This window comes from Lysinibacillus sp. FSL R5-0849, assembly GCF_038595075.1.
In the GTDB taxonomy this organism is placed as follows: Bacteria; Bacillota; Bacilli; order Bacillales_A; family Planococcaceae; genus Lysinibacillus; species Lysinibacillus fusiformis.
This window is the reverse complement of the sequence record NZ_CP152004.1, coordinates 268,569-285,656: the sequence shown is the minus strand read 5'-3', so window position 1 is coordinate 285,656 and position 17,088 is coordinate 268,569. Positions and strand designations below refer to the sequence as shown.

Genomic DNA, 17,088 nt, shown 5'->3' with positions numbered 1-17,088 from the left:
CGCTCAGGAGTAAACGAATGTTATGAAGCACGACTCGTAATGATGCTCGTCGTTATGCCTACTACTAGAACCGTAATAATAGACAATAAAAAAGTAGTGGAGGATAACAGGAAGCCGCCCACAACAATAACGATAGAATCAATGAAAAATATTAATATCCCTACATTAATACTTGTTTTATCACTAATAAATTGCGCAATGAGGTCTGTCCCTCCTGTGCTTGTCTGAAAACGAAGCATTAAGCCGATTCCAAAGCCTACGAGAATCCCCCCAAGTATAGCACTGTAAAGAGCATCTATATGAACGAGATTTCTGACTGGCTTTAACAAGTCTATAGTCAAGGAAGAGGTAATTAAGCCATGAATACTATTGTAAAAATAAGCTCTATATTTAAACCAGGCAATAATAAAAATAGGGATACTAATGATAATAATCATTAGACCAATCTTTAACTTATATAAATAATGTAAAATCAGCGCTAATCCTACTACTCCCCCATCTAATATTTCATAGGGCGTTAAGAATAAGTTAATTCCTAACGACAAAGAAATACTCCCTACTATAATGACAAGGCTTTTCGTCAAAAAATACATATAACCCCCCTCCGTAACTGAGCATGTCTTATAGTATGAAAATAGGTGATTGAACATGTTACGAAATAACCCTAGATCCTAAGCCATTTTTATCGAGCCCTTTTGATAAATTTCTTCGAAACCTATTCCTTTATTTTTCGTATATACATGTAACCTAAAGGGGGTTTTTAGATGAAGCATGCATTATTGGAACAGGTGAAACATACAAGAGTTTTTTTAAGAAGGGAGCTATTAAATACCATCTTTGAGGAGTTTGATGCTCAACGAATGAAGTTAACTGAGGCACAGCGTTTGGAGAAGTATCAGAAAATGCTTGAAAGTCCATTCCGCTTTTTCCGAGGAAGTGCTTATCTATTTTATTTTGACATGACAAAAACTTCCTCCATTTTCCATACGCCTACTCTCAAACCGACTTGGATTCAAGGAGACATGCATATGGATAACTTCGGTGCCTTTCAAAATGAAGACGGCACGATTGTCTTTGATGTCAATGATTTTGATGAGGGTTATGTTGGTTCTTATTTATATGATATTGTTCGTATGAGTGTAAGTATTGCGCTTTATTTAGAAGAACAAGGCATACATAAGGCTGCTCAGGAAACGGCCATTCAACATCTGCTCAATAGCTATATAGATCAGCTTAAACGATTTCAGCGTAAACAGGATGATCCTCTAACGCTCGTATTTACGAAAGACAACACAAAAGGACCCGCCAAAAAATTATTGAAAAAGCTAGAGAAACGTCAACGCTCCCAGTTTTTACAGGATATTTCCTATGTCGATGAAGACGGGCAACGCCTATTTATTAGCAATGATGAAATTAAGCCCGTTACTGCCGAGGAATATAATGCAATTTCGAGTGCACTTCCTGCTTACAAGATTAAGGACATTGCTTACAAGCATGGCTCAGGTACTGCTTCAATCGGATTAAAACGTTACTATATTTTAGTGGAAGACAAAAAAGATGCATCGGGAGTAGACGATTTAGTATTAGAAATGAAAGAGGTCCGTACAGCGATCCCTGCCTATTTCCTTCCTTACAATCATGAATTTTGGAAGCATTATGAGCATCAAGGTGCGAGAGTAGTTGGGACACAAAAAGCTATGCACCATTTAGAGGACCCTCATTTACACTATATCACCATGAATGAGCAGGAATTTTACATTCGAGAGCGTTCCCCTTATAAAAAGAAAGTAAAGCCTAAAAACTATAAAAATGTCGACGATTACTATACAACAACCTCGATTATGGGACAAATTGCCGCTAAAATACATGCACGAGCGGATATCGATTATTCTCCTGTTTTCACCTATCATAGTGAGGATGAGATACTAAAAACGATTGGGAAAGATCGACATGTATTTGTTGAACAAGTAATTTTACAGTCTATGAACTACAAAGATACAGTCTACTCAGATTATCACCTCTTTAAAAACTGGATGGATGCAAAGTTTAAATAGCAACGAAAAGGACCTCAGCTAGTAGCTAAGGTCCTATTATTTTTGCCTAGCCTTCATACGAGCTAGTAAAAAACCGCCTTTAAATGACTTTGGCTCGTAGGAAATTATAAATGCATTCGGTTCAAATTGCTCTACTATTTGAAAGAGTTCTGCCTCTCGATTTCTCTTTGTTAAAATTTCATATTTATAGCGATTACTATCTCGCCCCTCACCAACATAAATCGTAACAGCAAATCCCTCATTACGGAGAAACCTCACAAGCTCTTCATTTTTATTTTGAGTATTAATGGTTGCATAAACATAGCCAATCGCCAGCTTCCGTTCAATTTTGGCTCCTAAAAAAATACCTAAGCCAAAACCAATTGCATAAACGACCATAGCTAACATACTTTGTTTCCCGCTAAAAACAAGCGAAAGGCCAAATACATACACGAGCATCTCTAGCATACCGAATATGGCAGCAAGGAAAGTAATATTTTTCACCAAAAATATTGTACGTAAAGTTAAAAAGGGTACATATACTAATTGAAGTATTAAAATCAAAACGATACTTTGCATTTATACTAGACCTTTCTAAGAGTAGTTATATAAGTGTATGTTGAAATAGAGAATTACATTCTATTAAAAATACCTTATTTATAAATTCCCTCGCCACTCAATTCTAAACATTCACGCCTAAAACAAGCTGTGTACTAAAAAAAGCCGTTCGATTATTCCAACGACTTTAAAGGAAAACAACAAGCTATTTCCCCACTATTTAAACGAAGTTAACATATTGCGGTCATTTTCAAATTAATTCCTTTGATTTATTTTTCCCAAAGCTCGATACGTCTTCCTTCTGGATCTTCAATCCAAATAAATTTTCCAAACTCATGAATTGTCTTGTCCATTGCAAGGGGCACACCTATTTTTTCAAGATGTTTGATACTGTCTTCTAGATTTTCCACTTGAAAGTTTAGCATCACTTGCTGATCTGTTGGAAAATAGCTGTCATGCTCAGAGAAGAAGGAAAAGATCGTTTCATTGCCTGACTGTGGTGTAATCATGGTACCATTCCAACTTTCAATTTCCATGTTTAGAACTTTGCTATACCACTGTTTAATTTCTTCTAGATTTTCAGTCCTCCAAAAGACTCCTCCCAATCCCTTTACTTTCATAAAGATCTCCCTCCTACCAATTAGTTATGAATTTAAATTCTAGTTTTAAATGTGAATACCTTCTTTCGTTAACATACCCATACCAGTTGAATAGTAAAAAGCTTTTATGCAAGACAATCATATTTTTTCTTGCGGATCTCTTGATAAAGGGACATATTAAAAAACGTTCTACAGCCGAACGTTTTTAGAAATTTTTACCTTTTATGTAAATGTGATAGCTTTTATATCATCTCAACAAACATTCGTTACTTCATTAAGAATTCCTCACTAAAAAGCCTCATTGATAAATGAAAATAGCCAATCCTTAAATAGAATATTGTAAAGAAATTACAGAATTACTTTGAATGCATCCGTTTGAAAGCATTATATTTCTCATTGGAATATTGTCAACTCGGGTCATCCCTAAATAAGACATAGCTTTAAATTCATTTTTCAATCTATATAGGCCTATTAAATGTAAGTCCTTACCTAATCCTGTCCCCATAAAATTAGGATGAATACCAATCCAAAGCATACGACCTTCATTATTTGTATTTGGTTCTATATGAGGGAAAACTACACCAACAGGTTCACTGTTAACAATATATACTGTATACATATTGTTGACTTGCGATGGGAGTTCCGTCCTCATTTCCGTCAGAAATTTCTCTGCATCTATAACACTTGTACTCATCATTTCAGATAAAAAAAAGATAGACTTTTTCTCAGAGCATGACCATATTTCATAATCTAGTTCTGAAATAGTTAATGGTGTCAGTAAAGATCTCTTAAATGCTATTCTTTTATCAACAATTTCCATTTTAGTTCTTGTACAATTCAAGCTATCTAAAAGAACTTTCGGACATTCAAACCTAACTTTTTCTAAACCACTCTGTAAGTTATCTAAAAGCTCATTTATTAACACATCTATCTCAGCGGCAAAATCAAGTCTATCCTCTAAAATCTCTAGCAGCATTACACTATCACTTTTTAGGTAATGTACGCCAACACTTCGGAAATGTTGTAGCAGATTATCCATATGTTTTCACCTCTTATGATTTATACTATTCTTCTCCTTTCAACCATTTCCCTCTTAATTGGTCAAAGAAGTATTTTTACCAAGTTTCTAATCATACATTGATCAGACACATAATAAACAAGAAACTTGCTTATTACTACCTAATGTTTTTCTTCGAACATTTTCTGCCCTTTTTTCGCATAAAAAAATGCCACCTCCTCCAATCTAAATCAATAGATAAAAGTAGGTGACATTGTTCTTTATATGTTTGAATTCTGATACATGCTATTGAATGATCTCTTTATGCTTCTCCATGCATCGGGTCTTTTTTATGCTTCGGCCCAATCATGTTGAATAAAATATTAAGGATAATTGCTGTGACTGAACCACAAACGATACCGTTAGATGTTAAAATTGACACTTTTTCTGGTAGTGCATCAAAAATGCCAGGAACGACTGATACACCGACCCCTAAACTTACCGCAATCGCAGCAATCATCGCATTTTCTGCTGATTCGTTCATTACTGGTACAAGCATACCCATACCCTGTGTGATTACCATACCGAACATCGCAAGCATTGCTGCACCTAGTACAGACGTTGGAATAATCGTTGTTAATGCTGCGATTTTCGGTAGGAAGCCAAGTGCTACTAGTAAACCACCTGTGATGTAAATGACTTTACGGTCCTTAACACCTGACATACGCGTTAGACCCACGTTTTGTGAGAATGTAGTGTACGGAAAGGCATTGAAAATTCCACCGATTACAGATGCAAGACCTTCTGAGCGATAACCACGAGCCAAATCTTTTGAATCTAATTTTTTATTACATATATCACTTAGTGCAAAATAAACACCAGATGATTCAACTAAAGATACCATTGCTACAAGCGTCATTGTAATAATAGCCGTTACATCAAATGTTGGCATTCCAAAGTAGAATGGTTGTACCATATGGAATACATCCGCTTCTGCTACTGGGTCGAAATTAACCTTGCCCATGAATGCCCCTAAAATTGTACCAGCTACTAACCCAACTAGAATGGAAATAGCACGGATGAAGCCTGTAGAAAAACGATAGACGATTAAAATAATGACTAGTGTAATAAATGCTAATGCAATATTTGAGCCGGATGCAAAATCCTCTGCCCCTTGTCCACCTGCCATATTATTTAAAGCTACTGGCAGTAAAGAAATACCGATAATAGAAACGACAGATCCTGTTACTACTGGTGGGAAAAATTTCACTAGCTTCCCGAAGAAGCCCGCAATAATCACGACAATCAAACCAGATGCAATAATGGAACCATAAATATCTGTGATACCTTGCTCTGGGTTTGTACCTATAGCAATAATTGGACTTACCGCTGTAAATGTACAACCAAGTACTACAGGTAAGCCAATACCAATAAATTTACCTGAGTAAACTTGTAAAAGTGTTGCGATCCCGCACATCATAATATCAATCGCCACTAAATACGTCATTTGTGTTGAATTAAAGCCAATTGCCCCTCCAATAATAAGTGGCACTAGGATGGCTCCAGCATACATCGCAAGTAAATGTTGAATTGCTAGCGTCGTTGATTTAAAGGTATTCATTACGCGCGAGCCTCCGTAGCAAATGTCACTTTGCCATCTTCAAGAGAATCTACAATCGCTAATGATTCCACGCGAACACCTTGCTCACGTAATAATTTTCCCCCATCTTGGAAGCCTTTTTCAATAACAATGCCAACTCCTACAACATTAGCACCTGCTTGAGCTGCAATATCAAGTAAACCCTTTACAGCTTCTCCGTTTGCTAAGAAATCGTCAACAATTAAAATATTGTCGTCTTCACTTAAAAAATTACGTGATACAGAGATATCATTTGTTTCATTTTTAGTAAATGAATGTACTTTTGATGTGTAAAGGTTATCTGAAAGTGTTAATGATTTACGTTTACGAGCGAACACTACCGGTGCACCGATTTCTAGCCCTAACATGACAGAAGGAGCGATGCCTGAAGATTCTATTGTTAAAATCTTTGTAATTACTTGGTCAGCAAATCGGTTTGCGAATTCATGACCAATTTCCTTCATTAACAATGGGTCAATTTGATGGTTTAAAAATGAATCTACTTTTAATACTGAAGATGATAGAACTTTACCCTCTTGCATAATTTTGTCGTGTAATAACTTCATTTCTGTCATATCCTTCTTTCTTAAATATTAATAAAAAAAGCTGAACACCTTGGTCCCATTCAGCTACGAGTGGAGCAAAGCATTCAGCGTTAAAACGTCGAAAGGAATAGAAAACATCATGAAAGAAGTTCTCTAAAAGCATTGCTACCCATAGTCGATTTATTTACGGTAAATCGGTAGAAACTTGCAAGCCATATCCTCGCTATTATATGAGTAAAATTGTATGAATCTATCAGAATACCCAATTTAACACTTTATTCGGTAGAAGCCTATTTCTCCTACTGAAAAATGTTTAATTTTTCGGAATTTAATGGTATTCTGCGACTTTTTAATTGTAAACGTTCGTGTTTTCAATCAACGTACTGATTATAACAGACAATTTTCTAGCATGCTAGCATTATTTTGATAAATGAAAGGGTACTGTCATAATCACGACATTTCTGTGAAATAACAATGTTGTACGTATTAATAAGCTAGATTGATTGTGAAGCATATGATGCCAGCCTTTTTTAGGTAAAAATTGAGGGATGACAACCGTTACTTTATGACCTGTTTTCGCACATTGATGGTCCACTTTATCTATAAATTTGATCAATGGCTGTGTGATGCTACGATATGCTGAATAATAGGTTACTAGTCGAATATCTGGTTGCCAAGCCTGCCATTTTTCTTCGAAGGCTTTTGCATCCGCTTGATCGAAAGCCACATAAAAGGCAATAATTTTATCAACCTTTAGTGATTTCGCATAATGAAGGGAATTTTCAACCACCTTCGTTATACCAGCTACTGGTACGATGAATACATTTCCTTCAATAGTAGCGACTTCCTCTTTACTCAATCTCAGCTGTTCCCCAACGGCTTGATAATGAAGCTTGATCCGATGAAATACAAAAATGATAATTGGTAAAAATACAAACACTGGCCATACCTGAGGCAACTTCGTTACAAAAAACATCATCGCTACAATAAACGAAATGGCTGCACCAATTGTGTTAATCGTAAATTTTGTCATCCAGCCAGTAGGTTTTTCGCGCCACCATTTTCGCATCATTCCCGTTTGTGCTAATGTAAACGGAATAAATACCCCAACAGCATAGAGTGGAATCAAATGCTCTGTTGCCCCATCAAATAAGATGATTAAAACAATGGCTGCTAGTCCTAGCATCATAATGCCATTAGAATACCCTAGGCGATCCCCACGCATTTGAAATATTCTTGGAATAAAACCGTCTTTTGATAAATTGACAGCAAGTAGAGGAAATGCTGAATAGCCTGTATTTGCTGCAAGTACCAAAATCATCGCTGTTGTACCCTGTACTATATAATAAAAGAAATTTCGACCAACACTTGCTTCTGCTAGTTGGGAAACGACTGTCGCTTCCGAAGTTGGCGCAATTCCGTAAAAATAAGCTAAACTAACAATACCGATAAATAAAACCGCTAAGATTCCGCCCATTGCTAACAATGTTTTAGCAGCATTATTAGGAGCTGGATTTCTAAAATTAGGGATCGCATTCGATATAGCTTCTACCCCTGTTAAGGCTGAGCTCCCTGACGCAAATGCCTTTAATAATATAAATAAACTAATCCCTGCGACGGGTGTACCTATCTTTGGATGCAGCTCTGCTGGCACCTGACCTGTTGCAACATTATAGAGCCCCATCCCAATCAACACTAACATAACGACTACAAACAGGTAGACAGGGTATGCCAAAACCGAGGCGGACTCTGTTACACCACGTAAGTTCAAGACCGTTAAAAAAATCACAAAGATAATAGCAATTGGCACATTGTATGGATGCAGACTTGGAAATGCCGATGTAATAGCATCTGTCCCTGCTGATACACTTACCGCTACCGTTAAAATATAATCAACGAGCAATGAGCCACCTGCTACAAGACCCGCGTTCACACCTAAATTTTCCCTAGATACTACATAAGCGCCGCCCCCGTGTGGATAGGCGAATATAACCTGACGATATGATAAAGTCAGTGCCACCAATAGGACAACAACCCCTGCCGCAATCGGTAAAGAATACCAAAATGCTAATGTTCCCACAGTCATCAGGACAATTAAAATTTGTTCCGGTCCATAAGCTACGGAAGACAAAGCATCGGACGATAATATGGCCAATGCCTTTGTTTTACTAAGTTTTTGCTCCCCTAACGCATCGGATCTTAATGGTTTGCCGATTACATAACGTTTAAATGAGGATTTCATCAATAAACACCTTCTAGTTTCTTAGATTGTGTTTCGCCTTCCTAAATGAGATCAAAAAACGCCTACAAGTCATCACTAAATAAGACTTGTAGACGCTCATCTGTCTGCCAAGCTCCAACTTATCTGCTCTTAACGCTTACGAGGTTAGCTGTCGGATTCGGGCCTGAGTAGCCCTACCCTTCAAAAGAAGAGATTCACCCCAAGGATTGCTTATGCACTCCGTCTAAAATGGGTCCCCCGCGTCTAGTTTGCTTCAGCGATTTAGAAATTTGAAACTTTAATAATGATGTCATATTACGCCTGGCGATTAAAAAAGTAAAGAAGAAAATTTTTATTTTTTACAAGTGAAATACATAGACTTTTTGAAATACATTGTTAATATCCATGGTAGAAATTAATTTATCCGCGAATACCTAATTTAAAGGCATTTTACAACAAAAAAACCTTAAAAGTATGCTCTACTTTTAAGGCAACAACTATTATTAGTCTTCCATATCTTGTTCAAAATCAACAATTTCTCCTGTAATCGAATCAACATCAACATCATATTCATATTGCCCATTTTTTAACTCGATTTCATAAATACCATCATCTAATTTAATTTTTGTGACTGTACCCTTTGCTTTTGTTAGAGCCGCTTCAATAGCCTTTTCTTTACTTATAAGGTTAGTAGCAGTATTAGCGTTAACCCATTCATTATCATCGTCATCTTGACGCTCTTTCTTCTGCTTAAGTAATTTTCCAGTATAGGCATCGAATTTTAAATCATACTCTTCTTTATCAGCATGCACCTCTACCTCATAAACAGAGCGGTAGCGATTTTGATCTAGTTCAATATCTGCTACTGTCCCATCCACTACTGCTAATGCTTTCTTTTCGATTTCTTGCATGGATAGAATCTTTTTTTCTTGTGCACTTCCTGATAATAAAGTTGTTGAACCAATTGCCGCTCCAACACCAAGAGTCACCACTAATGCGGGAATCATAATTATTTTTTTCATGTTCATCTCTCCTTTGTTTTATCTGCTTTTAGCTTACCAAGCAAAGATGATAGAACTATAAGAGGAACATTAGAATTTCATGAGAAAACTCGTTTAATCGTCCCATGAAACAGAAAGGACCCTTCCAGATACAGCATGAATTTGGAACGTGGCTTCTTCATGCTCTGTTTCAATTTCAACTAAATAATAACCGCCCTCCGCCGTATCTTCAAAATCTACAGAATCCACTTTCCCAGTTAATTGTTGCAGCGCTATATCAACGGCTTGCTGTTCGGTAATAATATGGGGTTTTTCAGGCTGATTTAGTGGTTCTACATCTTTTTCAGATAACACTTCACCCGAATAGCCATCTACCGTTATATCTTTTTGCTTATGTTCCTTTTCAACACGTGCGGTATAAATAGTTTCCGTGAGCATGACGTTTTCTACCTCACCATATTTTTCTTTCACCATTTTTCTTATTTGATTTTCCGTTAACAATAATTTACTTTGCCCTTTTTGTAACGTTAGATCAGAAACCTGCTGTGTTGTAGCATCAAGCATGGCTGTATATTTCAAATTCTCACGTGTAAATTGAATTTCAAATGAATTTCCACGCTTTTTTACTTCTGAAACTTGACCTTTATAAATAGCTTCGATATGGCGTATGGCCTCCTCTTCACTGAGAGGCTCCTTTTGAAAATAGCGATTTTGAATAAACCAAAGCACTCCGCTACAAAGAAGGACAATCACAATAAGTATTAAAGCCCACTTTTTCATTGCTGCCCCTCCTTTGGTATACACAAGGTAAAACTTGAACCTTCTCCAACTGTACTTTCCACATCTATGGTGATGCCCAATTGTCCCGCAAGTTCATGTGCAATCGCAAGCCCTAAGCCAGAACCGCCTGTTTTACGATTACGATCCTCTGTGACACGGTAAAAACGCTCAAACAAATGTGGAACATGCTCTGCAGGAATACCGACGCCAAAATCCTGAATCGTCATTCGTACATGCGTAGTAGTTTCAGCTGTGGAAATATGAACATCATCCTCACTATATTTCCTAGCATTATCAAGCAAAATAAAGAGTAATTGCTTCAAAATTTTTTCATCACTGTCCATAAATTGTGGTGCTTCTGCATCGACTATAAAATTCCGATGGTATGCCTGCTGCATTTGCGCAGCCACTTTATTAAGGAAGGGAGCCAGCTCTAGCTGTTCAATATGAATATCCATATGCTCATTATTTTTGGCTAGCTCTAATAATTGCAATACCATTTCATGCATACGAGAAGATTCATTTGCAATAGCCTGCAGCGATTCCTGCGCTACTTCACGATTGTCAAGGCCTCTTCGTAAGAGCAACTTTGCATAGCTTTCGATGACAGTAATGGGCGTCTTTAATTCGTGAGAAGCATTTGAAACGAATTCCTGTTGCTTTTGATAGTGCTGTTCAAGCTTCACCATCATCATATTGAACGTTCGATTAATTTTTGCTAATTCATCCCCACCTTTAGCTGGGATGTCCATTTTTTCATATTTCCCCGTCAATGCACTTTTGCGCATTGTCGCATTTAAGCGTTCTAGTGGTAACAAAATTAGGCGACCGAGTGCCAAGCTCGCTAAAAAGATTGGAATGGTGGCAATAATGGACACAACGATCAAAATAGCCTTTAATAAATCCAGTGTACTTTCTACTTCCTCCATTGATTGCTGTAAGGTGATGTCCACAATTGTCCCATCAATCCAAATAGTAGGCATTGTATAGGTAATGGAAGTAACATCTGGCATGTCTAGAGTGGCCTGAACCTTCGTCTTCAAATTTTCTCCATCATAAACATAGATAGCACCACCAGCTGGCATATATGCTCTTAATACTTGCTGTAGGTTGGTTTGTGCATTTAACTGACTTAATGTTGAGCTTAAATCATTCGCTCGTGTATGAAGTTGACTATATTCCGTATTATAGGCAAATTTCTCGTACAAAAAGTAAATTCCACTATTAGTTGCCACTAAAATTACTAGCATTAATAAAGTGGTAAGTAGATGAATTTTTGTTTTTAGCTTCATGATTTATTTTCCTTCAGCACATAACCTACACCGCGAACTGTTTGAATAATGGGTGTTACATTAGCGATTTCAAGCTTTTGGCGCACATAGCGAATATAGACATCCACAACATTTGTATCTCCGTAGTAATCAAAGCCCCATACAGTCTCTAATATTTGTTCCCTTGTGAGCACCTGCTTAGGATGCTTCATTAGATATAGCAATAAATCGTATTCTCTAGGAGTCAGTTGGATCTCCTTACCATAATAAATAACTTCTCTTGTCTGCTCATTGATCGATAACTGTCCAAACGACACACCAACCTTTGTTGGACTAGCCTTTTGAGAAAACCGTAGAGCATTACGGATACGGGCCAGTAATTCTTCAATTTCAAAGGGCTTTGTCACATAATCATTAGCTCCCAAATCCAATCCCTTTACCTTATCCTCCACCTCACTTTTAGCAGTCAGCATAATAACTGGGGTCTGTGATTCTGTTGCGCGAATACGCTTTAGCACATCTATGCCACTCATTTCGGGTAACATAATATCCAGTAAGATTAAATCCCATTGCTGCTCACGATATTGCAATAAACCATCTGCTCCTGTATGGGCCATCACCGCTTCATAGCCTTCAAACTGAAGCTCTAACTGGAGCACTCTCGCAATATTTTCCTCATCTTCTATAATTAAAATTCGATTGCTCATGTCGAATCAGTCCTTCACCTTTTCTTTCATCGTAAACGATACAGGTAAGGAAAGTCTAATTAGAAATTGATGAGAAATGTGCATACTTATTTTTTTAAAATTTTAAGCAAAGCGCTTCCCTTTTTCTAATCCTAGCGTTAGAATACTATTATCTCATTTTCCTCTAGGAAACTTTATTTCACGAACGATACTTTTTGAAATGAGGGAACAAATATGGTATACAAACAAGTCACAAAATCGTCTGCTGAGGCGGTTTTAGATGGAGATATAAAAGGTTGGCGACGGTTTTTACCTTTTCTTGGGCCTGCATTCATTGCAGCGGTCGCCTATATTGACCCTGGCAATTTTGCCACAAATATTACAGCTGGCTCTCAATATGGTTACTTACTCCTTTGGGTAATAGCCTTTTCTAATTTAATGGCGGTGCTCATCCAATCCTTATCTGCCAAGCTTGGTATTGCGACAGGAAAAAATTTACCTGAGGTGGCACGTGAACATTTTTCTAAAAAGACATCTATATTTCTTTGGATTCAGGCTGAATTAGTCATTATTGCTACCGACCTTGCTGAATTTATCGGGGCCGCATTAGGGCTTTATTTGTTATTTAATATCCCTATGCTTCCAGCAGCTATCATTACAGCAGTCGGATCATTTGCTATTCTAGAGCTTCAAAGAAGAGGGTTCAGAGCCTTCGAGGCAGGCATTTCTGGCATGGTTTTAATTGTCGTATTAGCATTTGCCTTCCAAACATTTTTAGCACAGCCAGAATGGGGCGAAGTAGCGTTTGGTATGTTTACGCCTCAATTTGAAGGGGTGGACTCATTACTATTAGCAACAGGTATTTTAGGTGCGACCGTCATGCCCCATGCTATTTACTTACATTCTTCTTTAACACAAAGTCGTATTATCGGTCGTAATGAAGAAGAAAAAAGAAGAATTTTCCGTTTTGAATTTATTGATATTATCATCGCAATGATCATTGCTGGAGCCATCAATATGAGTATGCTCATTATCGCGGCAGCAGTATTTCACACACAGGGGATTGTAGTAGAGGATTTAGATGTTGCCTATAACGGCCTAAAGGATGCTCTCGGCCCAATGGCTGCCATTTCCTTTGGTCTTGGTTTACTAATTGCAGGGCTAGCTAGCTCCTCTGTAGGGACATTAGCAGGTGACGTAGTAATGCAAGGCTTCATTCAACGAAAAATACCACTTTATTTACGGAGAGCCATTACAATGGTGCCTCCTTTAGCGATTATTGCATCCGGTGTAAACGCAACCCATGCGCTCGTTCTTAGTCAGGTTGTGTTATCTTTCGGTATTGCATTTGCCCTCGTCCCTCTCGTTATGTTTACAAGCAAACGAGACATTATGGGTGGCTTAGTGAACCACCGTATTACTACTATTTTAGGATGGTTTGTAGTTGTCATCGTTGTGGCATTAAATATTTACTTACTAGGTGAAACAATATTTGGGTAAAATAGTGAATTAATAGACTAACAAAAGGCATCGAGAAGAAAAATCTCGATGCCTTTTTGTTGATAATCTAAAGGTGACAATTATAAACAAATTTACTACCATTGGATCATACATGATCCGATGCTCTAGTAGGTTAGCTAAAGCAGTGCAGAAGTTACGTTGATAATAAAGCAACAATGGTTGCAATTCTTAATTTCCTCATTGAAATCACCTTTAAATAAATATAAGATTGATAAAACATATATTTCCTTTTTTATCATTTTTAATATAGGAGGTTTTTCCATACAATTTTATATACCTATACTTATTATTGTATTAATAGTTATACAATGCCATCATGCCAAAAAAGGAAATCTTTTATTTACTATTTTATTGGCCATCTCTTTTTCTATTTTAATTAAATTTCTATTATGGGAATCTAATTACTTATTTTTATTGCTTTACGTTAATTTATTTCTATATTTAATAAGTTTAGTTACCTATTTTACAAGACCAACTATGTGAGTGTAACAAACGATCGAATTGCTATCATCATCGTTCGATATCAACAAAACTTATGAGTACCTGGCTCTTTCATTAAACATCAACCTTCTCAATATTGCGGATAGCTAGATAGGCAATACTAATACCTATAATTGCTAACGAGATTGGAATAATAATGATGTCATTTAATGTGAAGTTACCTGTATTGGATGAAGTCACTGATACGATTAGAATAGAAGAAATAATTGTTGCTGGAATAGAGTATTTTCTCATACCGAAATACAACGGAATTAAGGCCATCCCTGAGGCAGCAATTGCATTCATGAGTACAGATGGTATATGTTGCATGATTAAAGTATTAGATAATATATCAGGAATTAAATCAAATTTATCGCTTACGATGCAAAAGATGGTTGTAATCAAGACATTGGAAACGATGATTACACTAAAGGTAAACAGCATGACAATCGCAAGCTTAGCAGCGATTAATTTCTTTCGGCTTATAGGATACATAAAGGCCAATGTGATTGTTTTAAACTTATATTCTCCGATGATCAGCTTAGCTATTAATGTAGCTGCAAAAATAATAAATACCGCTCTGACAAATGAATCAATGACACTTAAAGCCATTTCATAATTTTCAATACCAACTTCCCCTTCTACTTTAGAAATAAATAAAATCATAAACATAAATCCTAAAATAATAAAGTTAGCAAACAAAGCACTTTTAACATAGGAGCCTAAATGATATTTTTTCATTTCTAAACGCATTAAATTAAGCATGAACAATCCCTCCATTTATTAGCTTAAGGAAGTAATCCTCTAATGTGCTTGTTTTCTTGCTAATCTCCTCTATTTCAATGTCATGTTCAATCAATGTTTTTGTTAGAACTTTTTGAGATACTGTCAAATCATAAATTCGTATAGAATTATCATCCATTAGTTTGAAATTAGCCATTTTTAATTTACTTTCTAAAATAAAGGCTGCTTTTTTGCCATCGTTTACGATCACTTCAATATAGTCGGCTTGATTACGATTAATCGTATCCATCGTTACTTCAGTAATGAGTCTACCTTCCTTGATGACACCAATTGTATCGGCCAATTGTTCAATTTCCCCTAATATATGACTAGAGATAATGATTGTAATGCCATACTCCGTACAGAGCATTTTGAAAAGCTCTCTCAATTCTTTAATCCCAATAGGGTCTAGTCCATTAATTGGCTCATCTAAAATAAGGAGCTCTGGCTTTGTAATAATAGCGCGTGCAATACCTAGTCTCTGTTTCATCCCTAATGAGAAATCTTTTACCCTCTTCTCCTCTGTATTTGTCAATTTTACAAGGTTAAGGACATGAGCAATTTCCTGCTTATTGTAATAGCCCATATATTCGCAATGTAGTTCTAACGTTTCTCTAGCCGTTAATTTTTCATAGAAAATAGGATATTCAATAATCGTTCCCATTCTTTTTAATAGTTCATACGATCGATCGGTCAACCTCTCACCAAATATTTCAACATCTCCACTTGTTGGCTTCGTCAGATTCGTTAGCATCTTCATAACTGTCGTTTTACCCGCTCCGTTAGGGCCTAAAAAGCCATAAATCTCTCCCTTCTTCACGTTCATATTGACAGCAGAAACCACTTCTTTTCCTTCGTACACTTTCGTAAGCTGGTTTGTTTTCACAATGTATGTCATGTCAATCTCTCCCTCAAATGTGGCTATTATCATTATAAAAAATGAAACTCTCTAATTTATTACTGGATTCTTACAAATTTCTTAAGAGCATAAGAAAAGCCTGTAAAGCACAATAAAAGCTCCACAAGCTGTGATTTCAATACATCATTCGTTTTAATGCAATGGTAAAAATGGTCTTTTTATAGGGGATACTTGATAACTGGATGGAACCGTCCATCATTTCCACTAATCGCTTTGTAATCGTTAAACCTAAGCCACTCCCCTGGAAGGATTTATTGCGAGAGTCCTCTAGCGTGTACATTCTCTCAAAAACACTATCAATATGGTATTCATCGATTCCTTTACCACAATCCCATACATCTATATAAATAGTCGTTTCATCATTTCTTACGGTTAAGCCAATTACATTACCATCCGCCCCATAGGCAAGAGCATTGGATAAAAGATTGTTGAGAACCCTATCTAACGCTTCTTCATTGCCAAGGGCATACATAGGTGTTTCAGGGATTGTAATAGTAATATTCAGTCCCATCGACGTGACCATATCGTAAAATGATAATATATTTTTACGGCTAATTTCACAGACATTGATTTTAGTGATTGGATAATCTGTGTCCCCTGCCTCTAATTTGGCAAGATCGAAAAATGTATGGATAATTTTTAATACTTCTAGTGTTTTAGCATGTACGCCCGCTAATAGTCTTTGACGTTCCCCTTCACTAGCTGAGCCTTGAAGCTGAAGCATTTCAATATAGCCTAACACAACCGTTAAGGGCGTTTTTAAATCATGTGAAATATTCGCCAGCATTTTTTTCATGGAATCTTCCATTTTGCGATGTGTCGCCTGAACTTTTTGGTGATGGTCCAGCCAAGCGTTTATCGAAATAAGTAACTGTTGAATTTGTGAGTTGCTTGTAGTTACCAAAATCTTTTCGTTACTTTTTTCTTGAACAATGCCTTGGAGTTTTTCATTCATATATTGGATCGTCTGATTTTGTTCTTTTTTTGTTTTCCATTGAAAAATAACTATTCCTATAAGCACCACAATTATGATTAATAGAATGATTATCATATTT

The 17,088-nt window shown here is 36.6% G+C and carries 16 protein-coding genes and 2 riboswitches; of the genes, 2 read left to right on the top strand and 14 right to left on the bottom strand.

The features are described from left to right. Nucleotides 1–20: 20 nt before the first annotated feature. On the bottom strand, nucleotides 21–593 hold the full coding sequence (locus MKY80_RS01380) for a YitT family protein (RefSeq protein WP_008179588.1): 573 nt from the start codon (nucleotides 591–593) through the stop codon (nucleotides 21–23). A gap of 171 nt (nucleotides 594–764) precedes the next feature. Here MKY80_RS01380 and MKY80_RS01375 point away from each other — a divergent pair, with 171 nt between their 5' ends. Further along, nucleotides 765–2,054, top strand: coding sequence for a DUF2252 family protein (locus MKY80_RS01375; protein ID WP_089987067.1), 1,290 nt, complete (start codon nucleotides 765–767; stop codon nucleotides 2,052–2,054). Between the two features lie 36 nt (nucleotides 2,055–2,090). Here MKY80_RS01375 and MKY80_RS01370 read toward each other — a convergent pair whose 3' ends face one another. From MKY80_RS01370 to MKY80_RS01325, 10 genes are all read right to left on the bottom strand, one after another. Continuing rightward, complete coding sequence (locus MKY80_RS01370; RefSeq protein ID WP_008179593.1) at nucleotides 2,091–2,612, bottom strand: DUF2179 domain-containing protein; 522 nt, start codon at nucleotides 2,610–2,612, stop codon at nucleotides 2,091–2,093. Between the two features lie 248 nt (nucleotides 2,613–2,860). Then, nucleotides 2,861–3,211 carry a VOC family protein gene (locus MKY80_RS01365; protein ID WP_089987066.1) on the bottom strand — a complete coding sequence of 117 codons (351 nt, stop codon included), beginning with the start codon at nucleotides 3,209–3,211 and terminating at the stop codon, nucleotides 2,861–2,863. Between the two features lie 304 nt (nucleotides 3,212–3,515). Next, on the bottom strand, nucleotides 3,516–4,229 hold the full coding sequence (locus MKY80_RS01360; RefSeq protein ID WP_342531605.1) for a GNAT family N-acetyltransferase: 714 nt from the start codon (nucleotides 4,227–4,229) through the stop codon (nucleotides 3,516–3,518). A 280-nt stretch (nucleotides 4,230–4,509) separates the two neighbouring features. Continuing rightward, nucleotides 4,510–5,808 (bottom strand): nucleobase:cation symporter-2 family protein, encoded by a 1,299-nt coding sequence (locus MKY80_RS01355; protein ID WP_036122372.1) that lies wholly within the window; start codon nucleotides 5,806–5,808, stop codon nucleotides 4,510–4,512. Further along, complete coding sequence (locus tag MKY80_RS01350; protein WP_036145342.1) at nucleotides 5,808–6,392, bottom strand: xanthine phosphoribosyltransferase; 585 nt, start codon at nucleotides 6,390–6,392, stop codon at nucleotides 5,808–5,810. The genes MKY80_RS01355 and MKY80_RS01350 overlap by 1 nt, the downstream gene beginning before the upstream one ends. A 131-nt stretch (nucleotides 6,393–6,523) precedes the next feature. Continuing rightward, nucleotides 6,524–6,625: riboswitch (purine riboswitch) on the bottom strand. 164 nt (nucleotides 6,626–6,789) lie between these two features. Then, on the bottom strand, nucleotides 6,790–8,613 hold the full coding sequence (locus MKY80_RS01345) for an APC family permease (protein ID WP_089987064.1): 1,824 nt from the start codon (nucleotides 8,611–8,613) through the stop codon (nucleotides 6,790–6,792). A gap of 119 nt (nucleotides 8,614–8,732) precedes the next feature. Continuing rightward, nucleotides 8,733–8,882: riboswitch (cyclic di-AMP (ydaO/yuaA leader) on the bottom strand. Between the two features lie 213 nt (nucleotides 8,883–9,095). Further along, nucleotides 9,096–9,614, bottom strand: a complete 519-nt coding sequence (locus MKY80_RS01340) for a PepSY domain-containing protein (RefSeq protein WP_069479786.1) — start codon at nucleotides 9,612–9,614, stop codon at nucleotides 9,096–9,098. 93 nt (nucleotides 9,615–9,707) lie between these two features. Continuing rightward, complete coding sequence (locus MKY80_RS01335) at nucleotides 9,708–10,373, bottom strand: PepSY domain-containing protein (protein ID WP_089987063.1); 666 nt, start codon at nucleotides 10,371–10,373, stop codon at nucleotides 9,708–9,710. Continuing rightward, a complete protein-coding gene (locus MKY80_RS01330) occupies nucleotides 10,370–11,665 on the bottom strand; it encodes a HAMP domain-containing sensor histidine kinase (RefSeq protein ID WP_089987062.1) in 1,296 nt (431 codons plus the stop codon). The genes MKY80_RS01335 and MKY80_RS01330 overlap by 4 nt, the downstream gene beginning before the upstream one ends. Continuing rightward, nucleotides 11,662–12,351 carry a response regulator transcription factor gene (locus tag MKY80_RS01325; RefSeq protein ID WP_008179612.1) on the bottom strand — a complete coding sequence of 230 codons (690 nt, stop codon included), beginning with the start codon at nucleotides 12,349–12,351 and terminating at the stop codon, nucleotides 11,662–11,664. The genes MKY80_RS01330 and MKY80_RS01325 overlap by 4 nt, the downstream gene beginning before the upstream one ends. A 213-nt stretch (nucleotides 12,352–12,564) precedes the next feature. Here MKY80_RS01325 and MKY80_RS01320 point away from each other — a divergent pair, with 213 nt between their 5' ends. Then, nucleotides 12,565–13,830, top strand: a complete 1,266-nt coding sequence (locus MKY80_RS01320) for an Nramp family divalent metal transporter (protein ID WP_008179614.1) — start codon at nucleotides 12,565–12,567, stop codon at nucleotides 13,828–13,830. A 576-nt stretch (nucleotides 13,831–14,406) separates the two neighbouring features. Here MKY80_RS01320 and MKY80_RS01315 read toward each other — a convergent pair. From MKY80_RS01315 to MKY80_RS01305, 3 genes are all read right to left on the bottom strand, one after another. Beyond that, nucleotides 14,407–15,096 carry an ABC transporter permease gene (locus MKY80_RS01315; protein ID WP_008179615.1) on the bottom strand — a complete coding sequence of 230 codons (690 nt, stop codon included), beginning with the start codon at nucleotides 15,094–15,096 and terminating at the stop codon, nucleotides 14,407–14,409. After that, nucleotides 15,089–16,012, bottom strand: a complete 924-nt coding sequence (locus tag MKY80_RS01310) for an ABC transporter ATP-binding protein (RefSeq protein ID WP_008179617.1) — start codon at nucleotides 16,010–16,012, stop codon at nucleotides 15,089–15,091. Before MKY80_RS01310 ends, MKY80_RS01315 begins: the two co-directional genes overlap by 8 nt. Nucleotides 16,013–16,148: 136 nt before the next feature. Next, on the bottom strand, nucleotides 16,149–17,084 hold the full coding sequence (locus MKY80_RS01305) for a sensor histidine kinase (protein ID WP_008179619.1): 936 nt from the start codon (nucleotides 17,082–17,084) through the stop codon (nucleotides 16,149–16,151). Nucleotides 17,085–17,088: the final 4 nt, after the last annotated feature.

Coding starts and splice junctions, on each gene's coding strand:
- MKY80_RS01325 (WP_008179612.1), bottom strand. CDS start 12,351: ATGAGCAATCGAATTTTAATTATAGAAGATGAGGAAAATATTGCGAGA.
- MKY80_RS01330 (WP_089987062.1), bottom strand. CDS start 11,665: ATGAAGCTAAAAACAAAAATTCATCTACTTACCACTTTATTAATGCTA.
- MKY80_RS01365 (WP_089987066.1), bottom strand. CDS start 3,211: ATGAAAGTAAAGGGATTGGGAGGAGTCTTTTGGAGGACTGAAAATCTA.
- MKY80_RS01315 (WP_008179615.1), bottom strand. CDS start 15,096: ATGCTTAATTTAATGCGTTTAGAAATGAAAAAATATCATTTAGGCTCC.
- MKY80_RS01370 (WP_008179593.1), bottom strand. CDS start 2,612: ATGCAAAGTATCGTTTTGATTTTAATACTTCAATTAGTATATGTACCC.
- MKY80_RS01355 (WP_036122372.1), bottom strand. CDS start 5,808: ATGAATACCTTTAAATCAACGACGCTAGCAATTCAACATTTACTTGCG.
- MKY80_RS01320 (WP_008179614.1), top strand. CDS start 12,565: ATGGTATACAAACAAGTCACAAAATCGTCTGCTGAGGCGGTTTTAGAT.
- MKY80_RS01310 (WP_008179617.1), bottom strand. CDS start 16,012: ATGACATACATTGTGAAAACAAACCAGCTTACGAAAGTGTACGAAGGA.
- MKY80_RS01360 (WP_342531605.1), bottom strand. CDS start 4,229: ATGGATAATCTGCTACAACATTTCCGAAGTGTTGGCGTACATTACCTA.
- MKY80_RS01375 (WP_089987067.1), top strand. CDS start 765: ATGAAGCATGCATTATTGGAACAGGTGAAACATACAAGAGTTTTTTTA.
- MKY80_RS01335 (WP_089987063.1), bottom strand. CDS start 10,373: ATGAAAAAGTGGGCTTTAATACTTATTGTGATTGTCCTTCTTTGTAGC.
- MKY80_RS01380 (WP_008179588.1), bottom strand. CDS start 593: ATGTATTTTTTGACGAAAAGCCTTGTCATTATAGTAGGGAGTATTTCT.
- MKY80_RS01305 (WP_008179619.1), bottom strand. CDS start 17,084: ATGATAATCATTCTATTAATCATAATTGTGGTGCTTATAGGAATAGTT.
- MKY80_RS01345 (WP_089987064.1), bottom strand. CDS start 8,613: ATGAAATCCTCATTTAAACGTTATGTAATCGGCAAACCATTAAGATCC.
- MKY80_RS01340 (WP_069479786.1), bottom strand. CDS start 9,614: ATGAAAAAAATAATTATGATTCCCGCATTAGTGGTGACTCTTGGTGTT.
- MKY80_RS01350 (WP_036145342.1), bottom strand. CDS start 6,392: ATGAAGTTATTACACGACAAAATTATGCAAGAGGGTAAAGTTCTATCA.